Origin of the sequence: Marinobacter sp., from assembly GCF_033722195.1 — a bacterium.
GTDB lineage: Bacteria > Pseudomonadota > Gammaproteobacteria > Pseudomonadales > Oleiphilaceae > Marinobacter.
Window position 1 is genome coordinate 18,457 of sequence record NZ_JAWVZL010000005.1, and the last position, 17,799, is coordinate 36,255.

The window sequence follows — 17,799 nt, forward strand, 5'->3', positions numbered from 1 at the left end:
AGTTATCGGTTTGCAGGGCTAGGCTGGCCTGAGCTGGTCCAGCATGGTGGCAACGGCCTCGAGTTTACCATCGGTGGAGGCATCCTTCAGCCGGAATCGGAAACTGTTGGCCCCCTCCAGCCGGAACAGGTCCGGGCTCTGCTGCACTTTCTTCACCAGGATCAGCGGGTCCACCGGAGTGGAGCTGCCGAATTCGAGCCGCGCCCACTCCTTGCCGGCATCCACCTTGGTGATGCCCAGGGCTTCCGCACGCAGACGGAGGTGGCACTGGCGCATCAGGTTCTTGGCCGGTTCCGGCAGCAGGCCGAAGCGGTCGATCATTTCCACCTGCAGCTCTTTCAGGGCGTCGGCGGAGTCCGCGCTGGCGATGCGCTTGTAAAGCATCAGGCGATTGTGGACATCCGGCAGGTAGTCGTCCGGAATCAGCGCCGGAATGCGCAGGTTCATCTCGGTGCCGTGGCTCAGGGGCAGTTCGGCGTTGGGCGTGCGGCCCTCGCGGATGGCGGTGACCGCTTCATCCAGCAACTGCATGTAGAGCGTGAAACCGATGCTCTCGATCTGGCCGCTCTGCTCCTCACCCAACAGCTCGCCGGCGCCGCGGATCTCCAGGTCGTGGGTGGCCAGCATGAAGCCGGCACCCAGGTCCTGGGCCTCGGAGATGGCCTCCAGGCGTTTGCGGGCATCGCTGGTAAGGCTCTTTGGAGGCGGTGTCAGCAGGTAGGCGTAGGCCTGGTGATGAGAGCGGCCGACCCGGCCCCGGAGCTGGTGCAGCTGGGCCAGGCCGAACTTGTCGGCGCGTTCGATGATGATGGTATTGGCGCTGGGAATGTCGATGCCGGTCTCGATGATGGTGGTGCACACCAGCACGTTGAAGCGCTTGTGGTAGAAGTCCGACATAATCTGTTCCAGTTCGCGCTCGCGCATCTGGCCGTGAGCCACCCCGACCCGGGCCTCCGGAATCAGCCGGCGCAGGTCCTCGGCGGTCTTCTGGATGGTGTTGACCTCGTTATGGAGGAAGTACACCTGGCCGCCCCGCAGGATCTCCCGCAGGATGGCCTCCTTCACCATGGCGTCATCGCGCTGACGCACGAACGTCTTCACCGACAGCCGTCGTGCCGGCGGCGTGGCGATGATGGACAGGTCCCGCAGATGGCCCATTGCCAGGTTCAGGGTGCGGGGTATGGGGGTGGCGGTCAGGGTGAGCAGGTCCACCTCGGCCCGCAACGCCTTGAACTTTTCCTTCTGCTGGACCCCGAAGCGGTGCTCCTCGTCGATGATCACCAGTCCCAGGTTCTTGAAGGTGATGTCCCCCTGCAGCAGTTTGTGGGTACCGATGACAATGTCGGCCCTGCCCTCGGCGATGTTCTGCAGGGCGGTGCTGGTCTGGCCACTGGTGCGGAAGCGGCTCAGCAGCTCGACATTGACCGGAGTGTCCGAGAAGCGGTCACGGAAGGATTCATAATGCTGCTGGGCCAGCAGGGTGGTGGGCACCAGCACCGCCACCTGCTTGCCGGAATGGGTGGCCATGAAGGCGGCCCGCATGGCCACCTCGGTCTTGCCGAAACCCACATCGCCACACACCAGCCGGTCCATGGGTCGCTCGCCGGTCATGTCGGCGATTACCGCCTCGATGGCGGCCTGCTGGTCCGGGGTTTCCTCGAACGGGAAACCGGCGGCAAAGCTGCGGTAGGCCTCGCCGGGCTGGTCGAACTGGTAGCCCTCGCGGGCCTCCCGGCGGGCATAGACATCCAGCAGTTCAGCGGCGGTGTCGCGGATCTTCTCCAGCGCCTTCTGCTTGGCCTGGCTCCAGCGCTCGGTGCCGAGCTTGTGCAGGGGCGCGTGTTCGGTGTCGCTGCCGGTGTAGCGGGAGATCAGGTGCAGGCTGGACACCGGTACGTAGAGCTTGGAGCTGCCGGCGTATTCCAGTTTCAGGAACTCGGCGGCGTCGCCCTCGACGGTGATGGTTTCCAGGCCCAGGTAGCGGCCGACACCATGGTCGATATGCACCACCGGCGCGCCGACGCGCAGCTCCGACAGGTCGCGGTAGCCACCGTCATTGACCTCTGTGGGTTTGTCCCGACGCCGGCGCTGCAGCACCCGCTCCCCGTAGAGGGCGGTCTCGGTGATCAGGGCAAGACCCTGGTCAGGCAGCAACAGGCCCTCTTCCAGCGGTGCGATGCTGACCGCCAGTCGGATATCCGGCGCTGCCAGGAAGGCCTGCCAGCTGTCCAGGGGTTCGGTGCGGATGCGATTGGCCGCCAGGCTTTCGATCAGCGCCTCGCGCCGGCCGGAGGACTCGGCACAGATCAGCACCCGGCCGTGGAAATCGGCGAGAAACTCCCGCAGGCGCCGGGCCGGGTCGGTGGCACGACCGTCCATGGCAACATTGGGCAGGGCCGCGCCGGGGCAATGCACCTCGCGGGCGCTCTGGCCGCCGGCCGGTTCGGCCTGGGGCGAGACCCGGGCGAACCGCTTGAGGTGGCTGAACATCTCCTCCTTGCGCAGAAACAGCTGCGCCGGCTCGAGGATGGGGCGCATGCGGTCGTGACGGCGTTCCTCGTAGCGACCCCACGCGTCGGCCTGGAACTGTTCCACCGCGGTTTCCAGCCCCGGGGCGGTGAACACCCGGGTTTCCGGCGGCAGGTAGTCGAACAGGGTGGCGGTGTTGTCGAAGAACAGCGGCAGGTAGTACTCGATGCCCGGTGGCGTAATCGCCTGGGTGATGTCCTGATAGATGGGGGCATCCTTGGCGGCATTGGGGAACTGCTCGAACCAGCGGCCCCGGAACGCGGACCGGGCCTCCTTGTGCCAGGGGAATTCATTGGCCGGTAGTAGCTCGATGCGTTCAATCCGGTCGATGGAGCGCTGGGTTTCCGGGTCGAAGGTGCGCAGGGTCTCGATTTCGTTGTCGAACAGATCGATCCGGTAGGGCAGGGTGGCGCCCATTGGGTAGATGTCCAGGATCGCACCACGGACCGCGTATTCGCCATGTTCGTAGACGTTGTCGGCATGGCGGTAGCCAGCGGCCTCCAGCTGCAGGCGCCAGCGCTCTGTGTCCAGCGACTGGCCCACCTCCAGCAGCAGGGTGTTACCTTGCAGATAGTCCACCGGCGGCAACCGGTGCATCAGGGTGCGGGCCGGCACCACCAGCACCCCGCGGTCGGTGCGGGGCAGCCGGTGCAGAGTGCGGATGCGCCGGGAGCTGATGTCCTGGTGGGGCGAGAACAGATCGTAAGGCAGGGTTTCCCAGTCCGGCAGAGACAGAAGCTCCAGACCGTCGTCGGTGATGCCTGGCTGGTCTTCGTCGGAAGGCAGGGCCAGGTAGAAGCGCATGGCCTGCTCCAGGCGGATGGCCTCGTCGGTGCTGCCGGCGATCACCAGGGTCAGGCCTGGATGGGCGCGGGCACTCTCGCAGATGGCCAGGGCATTGCTGCTGCCGTAGAGGCCGCTCCAGACCCGGTGGTCTCCAGGCCTGTCCGGAAACGGCGGCGCCACCAGGGGCTGATTGCTGGCCACTGCGGTAACTGCCGGTTGCTCTACGCTGCCTTGGCTCATGGGCGCTGGGAACTCCTGCCGGGTCTGCTTGGGAGAGGGCGACTCTCCGGTGAATGTCGGGCGGTTATTCTAACGGCCGCGGTGGATGGTGTCATGGCGGTCTGATTGCCTGTGGCCGGCCGGAGGCATTTGCGATCAGGGGCATTAAATTGGATAATATGCGCCCAATTTTCCCGGCAGCCACCCCCGTGTCTGCTAACGTTAACTGCAGAGGTTTACGCGTGAGTCACGAACAGATGAATGAGCACCTGTCCGACTGGACGGAGCGGGAGTCCACCGCCGAGGCGATGATTCCGCTGATCGGTCGTCTTTACCGCAAGAACAACGTGGTTACGTCGATCTACGGTCGCGCGATCATCAACCAGTCTGTGATCGGCATTCTCCGTGCCCATCGCTACGTCCGCCAGGTTGAGAACAGCGAACTGTCCGTGCACGACACCTTCCCGATCCTGGAAGCCATGGATCGCCTGGAACTGGGCTGTGCCCACATCGATATCGGCAAGCTGGCGGTCAAGTTCCGCAACGAAGGCGGCGCCGATTCCCTGGATGCCTTCCTGCAGCGCGAGATCGGCGAGATCATCGGCAAGCACAGCGCCGAATCTGCCAGTAATGCCGAAAAGGACACCAAGGATGTGGTGCTCTACGGCTTCGGTCGGATCGGCCGCCTGCTGGCCCGTATCCTGATCGAGAAGGCCGGTGGCGGTAATAACCTGCGCCTGCGGGCCATCGTGGTACGCAAGGGCGGTGCCAGCAACGACCTGGAGAAGCGCGCCAGCCTGCTGCGCCGTGACTCGGTCCACGGTTCCTTCAAGGGCACGATATCCGTGGATTACGACAACTGCGCCATTATTGCCAACGGCAACTACATCAAGGTGATCTACTCCGACGGCCCGGATACCCTGGACTACACCAGCTACGGCATCAAGAACGCCATCGTGATCGACAACACCGGTATCTGGCGTGATGAGGACGGCCTGGGTCTGCACCTCAAGTCCAAGGGCGTCAGTCGGGTCATCCTGACTGCCCCGGGCAAGGGCAATATCAAGAACATCGTTTACGGCATCAACAACGACTGGATCACCGACGACGACAAGATCCTGTCAGCCGCCTCCTGCACCACCAACGCCATCACGCCCGTACTCAAGGCCATTCACGACCAGTACGGTATCGAGGACGGTCATGTCGAGACGGTACATTCCTACACCAACGACCAGAACCTGATTGACAACTACCACAAGGGCAGTCGCCGTGGTCGCAGCGCCCCGCTGAACATGGTCATCACCGAGACCGGCGCCGCCAAGGCCGTGGCCAAGGCGTTGCCGGAGCTTAAAGGCAAACTCACCGGTAATGCCATCCGGGTGCCCACCCCCAACGTGTCCATGGCCATTCTCAACCTCAACCTGAGCAAGGAAGTGACGGTGGAGGGGGTCAACGAATACCTGCGGGAGATGGCGCTGCACTCGGAGCTGCAAAAGCAGATCGACTTCGTCAATTCACCGGAAGTGGTGTCCACCGACTTCGTGGGCTCCCGTCACGCCGGTATTGTTGATGCCCAGGCCACCATTGCCGGCGGTCACCGTCTGATCCTCTACGTCTGGTACGACAACGAGGCGGGCTACAGTGCCCAGGTGGTGCGTTGCGTGAATCAGATGGCCGGGGTCACCTACCCGATCTTCCCGAAGCGGGAGCGGCCAGAGCAGTTCGCCGACTGATCGTTGCCGGATTGCCCTCCTGGAGGGTGTTCCGATGACCCGAACCCCCGCCGGTTTGTAACCTGCGGGGGTTTTTTGTGCGGACTCGGGAGGCTCGTTGCGGCGCGCCTCCAGCGGGTGATTCGCTACAAAGTCGCGGTGGTTCTGGTGGAAATGCAAGGCCCCAACCTCTATAATTGGCGCGATTTTGGGTACGTCTGGCACCCGTATTTTTCGCTTATCCAGTTGGCGCAGTCCGTGCAAACTCTCACGGTGACACAGGGTCATGGCTCCAGAGAGCCTGGCTACGCCTTTCTGCAAGTGATTCCTCCTGGGCCCGGCGCTACAAATCCGACTAAGTTTCTGATGATTGGACGAGGCTAATGATCAAGATCAAAAAAGGCCTGAATCTTCCCATCAGCGGCGCCCCTGAGCAGACCATTACCGATGGCAAGCCCGTCAAGCACGTGGCATTGATCGGTTTCGACTACAACGGCATGAAGCCGACGATGGCTGTTAAAGAAGGGGACCGTGTAAAGCGCGGGTCGCTGCTGTTTACGGACAAGAAGACCGAAGGCGTTCGATACACCTCACCGGCTGCCGGTGTGGTCAAGGAAATCAACCGGGGGGAGCGCCGGGTTTTCCAGTCCATCGTGATCGAGGTGGACGGTGATGAGGCCGAAACCTTTGCCCGCTACAGCGAGGCCGATCTGGCTGGCCTCGAGCGTCAGCAGGTGGTGGACAACCTGATCGAGTCCGGTCTCTGGACCGCCTTCCGTACCCGCCCCTACAGCAAGGTGCCGGCCATCGACACCTCGCCGCACTCGATTTTCGTCTCGGTGATGGACACCAATCCGCTGGCGGCAGATCCGACCGTGATCATCGGTCAGAACAAGGCTGCCTTCGAGCAGGGCCTGCGTCTGCTGTCCAAGCTCACCACCGGCAAGGTCTTCGTCACCGGCAAGCCCGGCTCCGACGTGCCGGTACCCAAGGTGGAAGGTGTGGAAGTCCAGCAGTTCGACGGCGTTCACCCGGCCGGTAACGTTGGCACCCACATCCACTACCTGGATCCGGTGGGTGGCGACAAGGTGGTCTGGTCCATTGGTTACCAGGACGTGATCGATATTGCTTTGCTGTTCCAGACCGGCGAGTTGCCGGTGGACCGGGTGGTTGCCATTGGTGGCCCCAAGGCGCTGAAGCCGCGACTGGTGAGAACCCGCATCGGCGCCAGCCTGACCGAGCTTATGGAGGGAGAGATCGCCACCGATTGTGAGGTGCGGCTGATTTCCGGATCCGTTTTCGGCGGTCGCCGTGCTGCCGGTCCATGCGCCTACCTGGGCCGTTTCGCCAACCAGGTATCGGTGCTGGAAGAGGGTCACAAGCGCGAATTCATGGGCTGGCTGTCGCCGGGCACCCGCAAATTCTCCACACTCAATATCTACATCTCCAAATTGATGAAGGGGCGGCTGTTCGATCTGACCACCACCACCAACGGCAGCGAGAGGGCCATGGTGCCGGTGGGCGCCTACGAGGCCATCATGCCGCTGGACATCCTGCCGACCCAGCTTCTGCGGTCGCTGATTGTCGGTGACACCGAAACGGCACAGAAACTGGGTGCGCTGGAGCTGGATGAAGAAGATCTGGCCCTGTGTACCTTTGTGTGCCCGGGTAAATATGAATACGGTCCGATTCTTCGCGAGAACCTGACCCGTATCGAGATCGAGGGCTAAACAGATGGCTATTCGACAGTTTCTCGACGGTATCGAGCACCACTTTGAGAAAGGTGGCAAATACGAGCGCTGGTATGCGCTCTACGAAGCCGTGGATACCATTTTCTACACGCCTGGCAAGGTAACCTCCACTACCTCCCATGTCCGCGACGGCATCGACCTGAAGCGCATCATGATCACGGTGTGGCTGTTCACTTTCCCGGCCATGTTCTTCGGCATGTGGAACATCGGCTACCAGGCCAACAGTTACCTGGCCACCAATCCGGATGCCATGGTGGCGGACGGCGGCCTGCACACGGCCTTCATCCAGGCCCTGGCGGTCACCGGCGCCGGCGCCGGCTGGTGGGACAACTTTGTCTATGGCATGGCCTATTTCGTGCCCATCTATTTCGTCACCTTCGTGGTGGGCGGTTTCTGGGAAGTGCTTTTCGCCACCGTGCGTCGCCACGAGGTGAACGAGGGCTTCTTCGTGACTTCAGTGCTGTTCGCGCTTATCTGTCCGCCCACCATCCCGCTCTGGCAGGTTGCACTGGGTATCACATTCGGCGTGGTGATCGGCAAGGAAGTCTTCGGTGGTACCGGCAAGAACTTCCTCAACCCGGCACTCACCGGCCGCGCCTTCCTGTACTTCGCCTATCCGGCGCAGATTTCAGGCGACACCGTGTGGACCGCGGTGGACGGATTCAGCGGCGCCACGGCGCTGAGCTGGGCCGCGTCCGGCGGTGTCCAGGCCCTGGAAGAGCAGATCGGCTGGATGTCCGCGTTCATCGGCACCATTCAGGGCTCCATGGGGGAAACCTCCACCCTGATGATCCTGATCGGCGGTATCGCCCTGCTGGTAATGAAGATCGCCTCGTACCGGATTGTCGGTGGCGTCATGCTGGGTATGATCGCCATGTCGCTGCTGCTCAACATCGTGGGTTCGGAAACCAACCCCATGTTCGACGTGCCCCCCCACTGGCACCTGGTGATCGGCGGCTTCGCCTTCGCCATGATGTTCATGGCCACCGACCCGGTGTCCGCTGCCATGACCAACACGGGTAAATGGTGTTTCGGTATCCTGATTGGCGTGATGACCGTGCTGATCCGGGTCATCAACCCGGCCTTCCCGGAGGGCGTCATGCTGGCCATCCTGTTCGCCAATCTTTTCGCTCCGCTGATGGACCACTACGTGGTTCAGGCCAACGTAAAACGGAGGCTCGCCCGTGTCCAAGCCTAAGGAAACCGTCTCCAGAACCATCATGGTGGCCCTGGCACTGTGCATTGTGTGTTCGGTCGTGGTATCGGCGGCGGCGGTCATGCTGCGCCCGATCCAGATCACCAACCAGAGCCTGGACATCAAGAGCAACATCCTGGCCGCAGCGGGCATGCTGGAGCCCGGCATGAGTCCGCAGGAAATCGAGCAGACCTTCCAGGAGTTCGATGTGCGCCTTGTGAACCTGGATACCGGAGAATACGTGGATCCTGACGAGGTGGGTGCCTCGGATGTGATGAGCTACGACCAGTATCGTGCCGCCGCCAATCCGGAACTCTCCATCAATCTTCCGGCCGCGGAAGACCCGGCGGGTATCAAGCGTCGTCCCAACGTCACCAAGATCTACCTGCTGCGGGAGGACGGTGAGCTCAAGCGGGTGGTGCTGCCGATCCACGGGTACGGCCTCTGGTCGACCCTGTACGGCTTCGTGTCCCTGGAAGGGGACCTGAACACCATCGAGGGCATCGGCTTCTACGATCACGCTGAAACCCCGGGCCTTGGTGGCGAGGTGGACAACCCCCGCTGGAAGTCCCAGTGGGTTGGCAAGCAGCTCTACGACGAGGAAATCGGTGACCCCCAGATTCGCCTGGTCAAGGGCGGTGTCAGTGCCGATGCCCAGGACCGCGAGCACAAGGTTGACGGCCTTTCGGGCGCCACCCTCACCAGCCGCGGTGTGGAGAACCTGGTGAATTACTGGATGGGTGAGCGCGGTTTCGCGACTTATCTGAAAAAACTTCGTCAAGGGGAGGTCTGATCATGGCGGATCTGACAGCCAAGCAGGTTCTCTTCGAACCGGTATTCAACAACAACCCCATCGCCCTGCAGATTCTCGGGATCTGCTCGGCGCTAGCTGTGACCACCAGCATGAACGTGACCCTGGTCATGTGTGCCTCGGTGATCGCGGTAACGGCATTTTCCAACCTGGCGGTATCCCTGGTCCGGACGCAGATTCCCAACAGCATCCGGATCATCGTGCAGATGACCATCATCGCGTCGCTGGTTATCGTGGTGGATCAGGTGCTCAAGGCCTACGCCTATGAGATCAGCAAACAGCTGTCGGTGTTCGTGGGTCTGATCATCACCAACTGTATCGTCATGGGCCGGGCCGAAGGCTTCGCCATGAAGGAAGGGCCCTGGCTGAGCTTCCTGGACGGCATCGGTAACGGTCTGGGCTACTCGGTGCTGCTGATCTTCGTGGCGTTCTTCCGGGAGCTGATCGGTGCCGGTTCGCTGTTCGGAGTCAGCCTGATGCCGGTGGTCAACGAGGGCGGCTGGTACGTGCCCAACGGCCTGCTGCTGCTGCCGCCCAGTGCGTTCTTCATCATCGGTCTGGCGATCTGGGGTCTGCGGGCCTGGAAGCCGGAGCAGGTTGAGGCGCCGGACTACAAGATGTCACGGCATAAAGTGAAGGAGGCCTTCTGATGGAGCACTATATAAGCCTGATCGTTAAGGCCATCTTCGTAGAGAACATGGCGCTGGCCTTCTTCCTGGGGATGTGTACCTTCCTGGCCATCTCCAAGAAGATCGAAGCGGCGTTCGGTCTGGGCATCGCCGTGGTGGTGGTGCTGACCCTGACCGTGCCGGTCAACAACCTGATCTACAACTACATCCTGCGGGAAGGGGCGCTGGGCTGGGCCGGTCTGCCCAATGTGGACCTGAGCTTCCTGGGTCTGCTGACCTACATCGGTGTGATCGCGGCCATGGTTCAGATCATGGAAATGATCCTGGACAAGTACATACCGGCGCTCTATGCGGCCCTCGGTGTGTTCCTGCCGCTGATCACGGTGAACTGCGCCATCCTGGGTGCCTCCCTTTTCATGGTTGAGCGGGACTACACCTTCGGTGAGAGTCTGGTGTACGGCTTCGGCGCCGGCGCAGGCTGGGCGCTGGCGATTCTGGCCCTGGCCGGTATCCGTGAGAAGCTCAAGTACAGCGACGTGCCCGAAGGGCTTCGCGGTCTGGGCATCACGTTCATCACCGTCGGTCTGATGTCGCTCGGGTTCATGTCGTTCTCCGGCATCTCCCTGTAACCGAACCCGTTGATCTGGTTTAACGAAAAGGCGAGACCATGAATACAGAAATCATTCTTGGCGTGGTCATGTTCACCGTTATCGTGCTGTCGCTTGTGGCGATTATCCTGGCGGCACGCTCGAGGCTGGTCAGCACCGGTGACGTGACTATCGAAATCAACGACGACCCGGAACATACCCTCACCACCGAGGCCGGCGGCAAGCTGCTGGGTACCCGGGCGAGTAACGGTATCTTCCTGTCCTCCGCCTGTGGTGGCGGCGGCACCTGCGCCCAGTGCAAGTGCAAGGTCCTGGAAGGCGGCGGTGCCATGCTGGCCACCGAGAAGACCCACTTCACCAACCGGGAAGAGAAGGAAGGCTGGCGCCTGTCCTGCCAGGTCCCGGTGAAGCAGGACATGAAAGTGGAAGTGCCGGAGGAATTCTTCGGTGTGAAGAAGTGGGAATGCACGGTGGAGTCCAACCACAACGTGGCGACCTTCATCAAGGAACTGGTGCTGAAGCTGCCGGAAGGCGAGGAAGTGGACTTCCGTGCCGGTGGCTACGTTCAGCTGGAATGTCCGCCCTACGACATCAGCTTCAAGGACTTCGACATCGAGGAAGAGTTCCACGAAGACTGGGACAAGCACGACATCTGGCGCTACCGGGGTGTGAACAAGGAGGAGGTGATTCGGGCCTACTCCATGGCCAACTACCCGGAAGAGAAGGGTGTGCTGAAGTTCAACATCCGTATCGCGACACCGCCTCCGGGAACCGATCACCCGCCTGGGCTGATGTCCACCTACGTGTTCAACCTCAAGCCCGGTGACAAGATCACCGTATTCGGTCCCTTCGGCGAGTTTTTCGCCAAGAAGACCGACGCTGAAATGGTTTTCATCGGCGGCGGTGCCGGCATGGCGCCCATGCGCTCTCATATCTTCGACCAGCTCAAGCGCCTGAACTCCAAGCGTAAGATCAGCTTCTGGTACGGCGCCCGGAGTGTCCGCGAGATGTTCTACGTGGAGGACTTCGATGGTCTGGCGGAGGAGAACGACAATTTCGAATGGCACGTGGCGCTTTCCGACCCCCAGCCAAACGACAATTGGGACGGGCCCACAGGCTTCATCCACAACGTGCTCTACGACAAGTACCTGAAGGACCACCCGGCACCGGAGGATTGTGAGTTCTACATGTGCGGGCCGCCAATCATGAATGCCTCGGTCATCAAGATGCTCAAGGACCTGGGTGTTGAAGACGAGAACATCATGCTGGATGACTTCGGGGGCTGATACAGACTCATGACATCCAGCGTGATCCGGCCCGCCTTGGCCGTGGTGGCTGCTGCCATCATGGCCCTGGCGGGCTGTTCGTTTGAACCTGAGAAAAAGGTCTGGGAGATCTCCGGTCCGGTCTTCGGCACCCGCTATACCGTCGATTTGGTGCTCGAAAACGATCCGGACCGCCTGCGGAACCTGGCGGACGGCATAAAGGCCGTGCTGGAGACGGTGGACAGCTCCATGTCCACCTGGCGGCCGGATTCGGAACTGTCGCGCTTCAACACGGTCGAAGACCAGAGCGAGTGGTTCCCCATTTCCCAGCCGTTATACGAGGTACTGGCAGCGGCCCACAACATATCGAAGCTGTCGGACGGTGCCTTTGATGTGACGGTAGGGCCGGTGGTGAACCTCTGGGGCTTCGGCCCGGAAGCTCGACCGGACACCGTGCCGGACGACGCGGCCCTGGCGTCCGTGCTCGCCAGCGTCGGATATGAGACACTGGAGCTGCGGGAGGAGCCACCGGCGGTCCGCAGCAGCAAGCGTCAGTACATTGACCTGTCGGCTATCGCCAAGGGCTACGCGGTGGATGCGGTGGCCGAATACCTTGCCGCCGAGGGCGCCAATGCCTTCCTGGTGGAGATCGGGGGAGAGGTCCGGGCCCATGGCCGCAAGCCCGGCGAGCAACCCTGGCGGCTGGCGGTGGAGGAACCGGTGGAGCAGGCCCGGCAGGTGAACCGGATCGTGGTGCTTGAGGACCAGGCGATGGCCACCTCGGGCGATTACCGTAATTACTACGAAGTGAACGGCCGACGGTTCTCCCACACCATTGACCCGGAAACCGGGCGGCCGATCAAACACAAGCTGGCCTCGGTGACGGTGATCGTGGAGAACTGCACCATGGCCGACGGCCTGGCGACGGCATTCAACGTCATGGGCCATGAGAAGGCCATGGCACTGGCCACCCGACTGAACCTGGCGGCCTATTTTATTGTCAGGGGCGAGAGCGGGTTTGAGACCTATCAGACGCCGGCGTTTTCGTCCTACATTGTGGATTGAGGGGGATCTATGGGGACCTTTCTTCTGGTTTTGTTGATTGTCGGCTTCCTGCTGGTGGCCATGTCAATCGGAGTCATCATGGGCCGCAAGCCCATCAGCGGCACTTGCGGGGGTATCGGCGCCCTGGGTCTCGGGGGTTCCTGTGATATCTGCGGGGGTGACACCAAGAAATGCGAAGAAGAGAACGAGCGCAAGGCCGCCAAAGACGGCACGCCACTGGCCTACAACGCCATGGACGAAAAACGTTCCTGATACCAGCAAACCGGCCCGAGGGCCGGTTTTTGCATTCTGTACGGCTCAGACAAATTCCTAGACGTAGCTGAGGAGACACTGCGCAGATGGCAGAACATCATTACGACGTCGTTGTGATCGGAGCGGGCCCTTCTGGCGAAGGCGCCGCCATGAATGCGACGAAAAGCGGTAAACGTGTCGCGATCATCGAAGACAAGCAGACAGTCGGGGGCAACTGCACCCATTGGGGCACCATCCCCTCCAAGGCCTTGCGGCACTCGGTCAAGCAGATCATCACCTTCAACACCAATGTCATGTTCCGCGACATTGGTGAGCCCCGCTGGTTCTCCTTTCCCCGTGTGCTGCAAAACGCCCAGAAAGTCATCGGCAAGCAGGTCAAGCTCAGAACCCAGTTCTACGCCCGCAATCGGGTCGACCTGATCACCGGAGAGGCTTCCTTCATCGACGCCAACCGGATCCAGGTGCGGGGCGCCAAGGCGGACGATGTCCTGCACACCAAGAGTGTCGTCATCGCCACCGGCTCACGTCCCTACCTGCCACCGGATGTGAATTTCCGCCATCGCCGGATCTACAACAGTGACTCCATCCTCAACCTGTCCCACACGCCGCGAACGCTGATCATCTACGGTGCGGGTGTCATCGGCAGCGAGTACGCGTCGATTTTTGCCGGGCTCGGGGTCAAGGTGGACCTGATCAACCCCGGCAGCCGGCTGCTTACCTTCCTGGATGACGAAATTTCAGACGCCCTCAGTTACCACCTGCGCAACAACGGGGTCCTGGTGCGGCACAACGAGGAATACGAGTCGGTGGACGGTGACGAGCAGGGGGTGGTGCTGTCGCTGAAATCCGGCAAGAAGATCCGTGCCGACGCATTCCTCTGGTGTAACGGCCGCACCGGCAACACCGACCGCCTGGCGCTGGAGAACATCGGCCTTGAGCCCAACAGCCGTGGCCAGTTGGCGGTGGATGAGCACTACCGGACGGCAGTGCCCAACGTCTATGCTGCCGGCGATGTGATCGGCTGGCCCAGCCTGGCGAGCGCCGCCTACGATCAGGGTCGCTCGGCATCCTCGGATATCGTCAAGGACGAGCATTTCCGCTACGTGTCGGACGTGCCCACCGGAATCTACACGATTCCGGAGATCAGCTCGGTGGGGCGCACCGAACGTGAGCTGACGGAGGCCAAGGTGCCTTACGAGGTTGGCCAGGCTTTTTTCAAGGACCTGGCCCGGGCGCAGATCACCGGAGAAGCCGTGGGCATGCTGAAGATCCTGTTCCACCGGGAAACCCGGGAGATCCTTGGTATCCACTGCTTCGGCGACCAGGCGGCGGAAATCGTGCACATCGGCCAGGCCATCATGAACCAGGAAGGCGAGGCCAACTCCCTCAACTACTTTATCAACACCACCTTCAACTACCCCACCATGGCGGAAGCCTACCGGGTGGCGGCACTGAACGGGCTGAACCGGATTTTCTGATCCGGTTTCCGGCCGCTGCCGCTTGCCTCAGGGGCTGGTGGTAGCGGGCTCGTCCTGATTCTTGCCCCGCTCGGGCAGGCGCAATTGCAGGGTGCTGTCGCGGTTCTGGAAGTAGATGTGGGTGCTGGTGGGGAAATCCGTGATGATGCTGTCCACACCACGCTTCTCAAGCTCCAGCATGTCGTGGATCCGGTTCACGGTCCAGGTGGACACGTGCAGATCCCGCTGGTGGGCCGCCTCCACCATGGCCGTGCTGCAGATTCGCCAGTTCAGGCACAGATAGTCGCATTTCAGCCGCAGGGCCTGCTTGAGCGGGTTGGGAAAGCGCCGGTCCGCCACCAGGCCGGTGCGGATGGTCCGGTCCCGGCGCTTGGTTTCCTGCAGGAACCAGGTGTCTGAGGAGGTGATGGCCACCCGGTTGACCAGCTTGTTGCGCTGGACCAGCTCGGTGAGCCGATTGCACAGGATGTTGAGGCGGTGGCGGCTGTCGGTTTTCACCTCCAGCTGCACATGCTCCAGATCGGGAAACGCTTCCAGAAAGTCCACCAGCGAGGGCACGCCCGTGGGTTTGGGCCAGGGCGATGTGTTGCGCCGGGCGTCCAGCTTGGCCAGCTCGGCGGCGGTCAGATCCGCCACTTTGCCGCTGTGGCCGGTGGTCCGCTCCAGTGTCTGGTCGTGGATGATCACCGGAACGCCGTCTTTGGAGAGCAGCAGGTCCAGCTCGAAATGCCGGATGCCGTGGCGGTAGGCATGACGAAAGCTGGCCAGTGTGTTTTCCGGCGCCTCTCCCTTGGCGCCGCGATGTCCGTACACGATCATTCTGACTCGTTTCCTTCGAGTTTGCGGTAAAGCGCCTGGCGTTTCTTCCAGGTGTCGTGACAGAGCTGTATGTCCGCCAGGAAGGCAGGCAGCTCGGACATCTGCAGGGCCTGGGGTCCGTCCACCAGGGCTTTTTCCGGCCGCGGATGGAAATCCGCCAGCACCATGTTGGCACCGGCGATGATGCCCTGGGCGGTGGCATGGGTTACATCCAGCAGACCGTCCGGCGCCCGGTCCCGGCTTCCCACGGAGTGGGAGGGGTCGACGCACACCGGCATGCGGGTCAGACGCTTGACGGTGGGTACGTGGGCGAAATCCACCATGTTGCGATGGGGCTGGCCGGCCTCGGTCTTCATGCCCCGCAGACAGAAAACGACGTTGGCGTTGCCCTCGCTGGCCAGGTACTCGGCGGCGTTCAGTGATTCATTCAGAGTGATGCCAAAACCGCGCTTGAGCAGCACCGGGTAGGTCTTCTGGCGGCCAATGGCCTTGAGCAGCTCGAAATTCTGGGTGTTGCGGGTGCCCACCTGCAGCATGACCCCGGTCGGCCGCCCCAGCTTCTCCAGGCACTGATCGATTTCCTCGATGTGGCTCTCATGGGTGATCTCCATGGCGATCACCTTGATGCCGTACTTGCCGGCGGTCTCGAACACCCAGGGCAGACAGCCCTTGCCGTGGCCCTGGAACGAGTAGGGGTTGGTACGGGGCTTGTAGGCGCCCATGCGGGTGCAGACCTGGCCGTGCTCGCTCAGGGCCCGCATCATGATGTCCACGTGCTCCTGGTTGTCGACGGCGCAGAGGCCGGCGAACACGTTCAGGTTTTCCTGGGTGAAGCTGACACCGTTGTAGCTGAAACCGTTCTGGCGCTGGCCGTCCCGATGGCGGCCCAGGATCCGGTAGTCCTCGGAGATGCGGATGACGCGTTCAACCGCGGGCAGGGCGGCGATCTCATCCTTGTCCAGGGTCTTGGTTTCCCCCAGCAGATAGATTTCGGTCAGCTTCTGATGAGTGCCCTGGACCTCGTGGACCCGCACCGAAACGTTGGGCAGGTTCTCCAGAAACTGCATGGTCTCCCGGTAAGCCTGGCTGTCCAGAGGCGTATCCGGGTGAAGTATGGCGAGCATGGCTTACTCCGTCATGAAGACATCTTCTCTTCCGCCCGATGGCGACACTGCATGTACTCACGATGGTTAAGATGCAGCAGGTCCGCCATCCGGCGTATAAGGTGTTCCTCGTACTTGTCGATTCGGCCATCGGCGAAGGCGACCCGCCAGATGCTCTCAAGGATCACCTGCTTGCCCTCCTGGTCGAGCTGGTCGTTGAGCTTGCCGGTGAACTCGTAGAGCGACGTGGCGTCGCTGGCGTGGGACCGGGCATCGTCCAGGATTGCCCGGGCCTCCTCCGGCGTGACCTCGTGGGCCCGCACTGCGCAGTCGACGATGGTTTCCAGTTCCCGATCATCCTCGTTGTTGTCCACCCGAGACAATTGGACCATCAGCGCAGTGGCGGCGACCGCCAGGTCGTGTTTATCCGGCGGCCGCTGCTCCCGGCCCGTGTCGTTGCTGAACCACTGCTTCAGAAGATCGATCATCGGCCGCTCTCACAGTTACAGGTCAGGCCGCGCTGGACAGCTTACGGACCTGGTTTTCCAGTTGAATCTGGTCGGCGGCGAAGCGGCGAATGCCGTCCGCCAGCTTTTCCGTCGCCATGGCGTCCTCGTTGGACTCCCAGCGGAAGCGGTTCTCGTCCATGGCCAGGCGCTGGTCGCTGGACCTGGCCTTCTCCGGGGACAGCCGGCGGGGCAAGTCGCCAGTGTCGTCCTGGAGGGTCTGCAGCAGCGCGGGGCTGATGGTCAGCCGGTCGCAGCCGGCCAGCATCTCGATCTCGCCGGCGTTGCGGAAACTGGCGCCCATGACCACGGTGTCGTAGCCATTGGCCTTGAAGTAGTTGTAGATCCGGGTCACCGAGAGCACACCCGGGTCTTCCGCCGGCGCGAAGGCGTCACGATCGGAATTGGCCAGGTGCCAGTCCAGGATCCGGCCCACGAAGGGGGACACCAGGTAGGCCCCGGCGTCGGCGGCGGCCGCGGCCTGGACGAAGGAGAACAGCAGCGTCAGGTTGCACCGGATGCCTTCCTTCTCCAGCTGCTCGGCGGCACGAATGCCCTCCCAGGTGGAGGCGATCTTGATCAGCACCCGTGACGGATCGACACCGCGCTGGTCGTACATTTCGATCAGGCGCCGGGCTCGGGCCACGGTACCGTCGGTATCGAAGGACAGGCGGGCGTCCACCTCGGTGGATACCACGCCGGGAATCAGCTTCAGGATCTTCTCACCGGCCATCACTGCCAGCATGTCGGTGGCGTAGGCCAGCTGGTCGGCGTCGGCGGCCCGTGCGCTCAGGGATTCGGCAATGGCGGCATCCAGCATGGGCCGGTAGGCCTCGGAAGCGGCCGCCTTGAGCAGCAGTGAGGGGTTTGTGGTGGCGTCCACGGGCCGCCACTGGGCAATCGCCTCCAGGTCTCCGGTATCGGCCACCACGGTGGTCATGGCTTTCAGTTGTTCAAGCTTGGTTGTCATGTGTCGTCCTGATCGGTGTTATTGTCCGGGCCGGCGCCGGGGCGCGCCCGCCGGCCTTCTGTAACTACAATAACCGCGGGATTTGACAGGAACAAGGCGCC

The 17,799-nt window shown here is 62.1% G+C and carries 15 protein-coding genes; 10 read left to right on the top strand and 5 right to left on the bottom strand.

What is annotated here, in order from left to right; all coding sequences use genetic code 11:
• Positions 1-18: 18 nt before the first annotated feature.
• Positions 19-3,555 carry a transcription-repair coupling factor gene (gene mfd, locus R3280_RS01895; protein ID WP_318996885.1) on the bottom strand — a complete coding sequence of 1,179 codons (3,537 nt, stop codon included), beginning with the start codon at positions 3,553-3,555 and terminating at the stop codon, positions 19-21.
• A gap of 236 nt (positions 3,556-3,791) precedes the next feature.
• Here mfd and R3280_RS01900 point away from each other — a divergent pair, with 236 nt between their 5' ends.
• From R3280_RS01900 to sthA, 10 genes are all read left to right on the top strand, one after another.
• On the top strand, positions 3,792-5,267 hold the full coding sequence (locus tag R3280_RS01900) for a glyceraldehyde-3-phosphate dehydrogenase (RefSeq protein ID WP_318996935.1): 1,476 nt from the start codon (positions 3,792-3,794) through the stop codon (positions 5,265-5,267).
• Positions 5,268-5,629: 362 nt separating this feature from the next.
• Entirely contained in the window at positions 5,630-6,976 is a 1,347-nt protein-coding gene (locus tag R3280_RS01905; protein WP_318996886.1) for a Na(+)-translocating NADH-quinone reductase subunit A, read from the top strand.
• A gap of 4 nt (positions 6,977-6,980) precedes the next feature.
• A complete protein-coding gene (locus R3280_RS01910; RefSeq protein ID WP_318996887.1) occupies positions 6,981-8,195 on the top strand; it encodes an NADH:ubiquinone reductase (Na(+)-transporting) subunit B in 1,215 nt (404 codons plus the stop codon).
• Positions 8,182-8,985 (top strand): Na(+)-translocating NADH-quinone reductase subunit C, encoded by an 804-nt coding sequence (locus R3280_RS01915; protein WP_318996888.1) that lies wholly within the window; start codon positions 8,182-8,184, stop codon positions 8,983-8,985. Before R3280_RS01910 ends, R3280_RS01915 begins: the two co-directional genes overlap by 14 nt.
• A 2-nt stretch (positions 8,986-8,987) precedes the next feature.
• Positions 8,988-9,653 (top strand): NADH:ubiquinone reductase (Na(+)-transporting) subunit D, encoded by a 666-nt coding sequence (locus tag R3280_RS01920; RefSeq protein ID WP_318996889.1) that lies wholly within the window; start codon positions 8,988-8,990, stop codon positions 9,651-9,653.
• Positions 9,653-10,261 carry an NADH:ubiquinone reductase (Na(+)-transporting) subunit E gene (nqrE, locus tag R3280_RS01925; protein ID WP_318996890.1) on the top strand — a complete coding sequence of 203 codons (609 nt, stop codon included), beginning with the start codon at positions 9,653-9,655 and terminating at the stop codon, positions 10,259-10,261. Before R3280_RS01920 ends, nqrE begins: the two co-directional genes overlap by 1 nt.
• 38 nt (positions 10,262-10,299) lie before the next feature.
• Positions 10,300-11,526: an NADH:ubiquinone reductase (Na(+)-transporting) subunit F gene (gene nqrF, locus R3280_RS01930; protein ID WP_318996891.1), complete on the top strand. Its 1,227-nt coding sequence runs from the start codon at positions 10,300-10,302 to the stop codon at positions 11,524-11,526.
• 9 nt (positions 11,527-11,535) lie between these two features.
• Positions 11,536-12,570, top strand: a complete 1,035-nt coding sequence (locus tag R3280_RS01935) for an FAD:protein FMN transferase (RefSeq protein ID WP_318996892.1) — start codon at positions 11,536-11,538, stop codon at positions 12,568-12,570.
• 9 nt (positions 12,571-12,579) lie between these two features.
• Positions 12,580-12,822 carry a (Na+)-NQR maturation NqrM gene (nqrM, locus tag R3280_RS01940; protein ID WP_318996893.1) on the top strand — a complete coding sequence of 81 codons (243 nt, stop codon included), beginning with the start codon at positions 12,580-12,582 and terminating at the stop codon, positions 12,820-12,822.
• An 86-nt stretch (positions 12,823-12,908) separates the two neighbouring features.
• Positions 12,909-14,300: a Si-specific NAD(P)(+) transhydrogenase gene (gene sthA / locus R3280_RS01945; protein WP_318996894.1), complete on the top strand. Its 1,392-nt coding sequence runs from the start codon at positions 12,909-12,911 to the stop codon at positions 14,298-14,300.
• 27 nt (positions 14,301-14,327) lie between these two features.
• Here the strand turns inward: sthA and R3280_RS01950 are convergent, their stop codons facing one another.
• From R3280_RS01950 to tal, 4 genes are read right to left on the bottom strand one after another with little or no spacing between them, the layout of a single operon-like run.
• Positions 14,328-15,119 (bottom strand): glycerophosphodiester phosphodiesterase, encoded by a 792-nt coding sequence (locus R3280_RS01950; protein ID WP_318996895.1) that lies wholly within the window; start codon positions 15,117-15,119, stop codon positions 14,328-14,330.
• Complete coding sequence (locus tag R3280_RS01955) at positions 15,116-16,243, bottom strand: 3-deoxy-7-phosphoheptulonate synthase (RefSeq protein ID WP_318996896.1); 1,128 nt, start codon at positions 16,241-16,243, stop codon at positions 15,116-15,118. The genes R3280_RS01950 and R3280_RS01955 overlap by 4 nt, the downstream gene beginning before the upstream one ends.
• 11 nt (positions 16,244-16,254) lie before the next feature.
• Positions 16,255-16,710, bottom strand: coding sequence for a TerB family tellurite resistance protein (locus tag R3280_RS01960; RefSeq protein WP_318996897.1), 456 nt, complete (start codon positions 16,708-16,710; stop codon positions 16,255-16,257).
• A 22-nt stretch (positions 16,711-16,732) separates the two neighbouring features.
• Entirely contained in the window at positions 16,733-17,698 is a 966-nt protein-coding gene (gene tal, locus R3280_RS01965) for a transaldolase (protein WP_318996898.1), read from the bottom strand.
• Positions 17,699-17,799: the final 101 nt, after the last annotated feature.

Bases quoted from the DNA above. Each gene is read 5' to 3' on its own strand.
- R3280_RS01900 (WP_318996935.1), top strand. From the start codon at position 3,792: ATGAATGAGCACCTGTCCGACTGGACGGAGCGGGAGTCCACCGCCGAG.
- nqrE (WP_318996890.1), top strand. From the start codon at position 9,653: ATGGAGCACTATATAAGCCTGATCGTTAAGGCCATCTTCGTAGAGAAC.
- R3280_RS01910 (WP_318996887.1), top strand. From the start codon at position 6,981: ATGGCTATTCGACAGTTTCTCGACGGTATCGAGCACCACTTTGAGAAA.
- R3280_RS01905 (WP_318996886.1), top strand. From the start codon at position 5,630: ATGATCAAGATCAAAAAAGGCCTGAATCTTCCCATCAGCGGCGCCCCT.
- tal (WP_318996898.1), bottom strand. From the start codon at position 17,698: ATGACAACCAAGCTTGAACAACTGAAAGCCATGACCACCGTGGTGGCC.
- mfd (WP_318996885.1), bottom strand. From the start codon at position 3,555: ATGAGCCAAGGCAGCGTAGAGCAACCGGCAGTTACCGCAGTGGCCAGC.
- nqrM (WP_318996893.1), top strand. From the start codon at position 12,580: ATGGGGACCTTTCTTCTGGTTTTGTTGATTGTCGGCTTCCTGCTGGTG.
- R3280_RS01960 (WP_318996897.1), bottom strand. From the start codon at position 16,710: ATGATCGATCTTCTGAAGCAGTGGTTCAGCAACGACACGGGCCGGGAG.
- nqrF (WP_318996891.1), top strand. From the start codon at position 10,300: ATGAATACAGAAATCATTCTTGGCGTGGTCATGTTCACCGTTATCGTG.
- R3280_RS01920 (WP_318996889.1), top strand. From the start codon at position 8,988: ATGGCGGATCTGACAGCCAAGCAGGTTCTCTTCGAACCGGTATTCAAC.
- sthA (WP_318996894.1), top strand. From the start codon at position 12,909: ATGGCAGAACATCATTACGACGTCGTTGTGATCGGAGCGGGCCCTTCT.
- R3280_RS01955 (WP_318996896.1), bottom strand. From the start codon at position 16,243: ATGCTCGCCATACTTCACCCGGATACGCCTCTGGACAGCCAGGCTTAC.
- R3280_RS01935 (WP_318996892.1), top strand. From the start codon at position 11,536: ATGACATCCAGCGTGATCCGGCCCGCCTTGGCCGTGGTGGCTGCTGCC.
- R3280_RS01950 (WP_318996895.1), bottom strand. From the start codon at position 15,119: ATGATCGTGTACGGACATCGCGGCGCCAAGGGAGAGGCGCCGGAAAAC.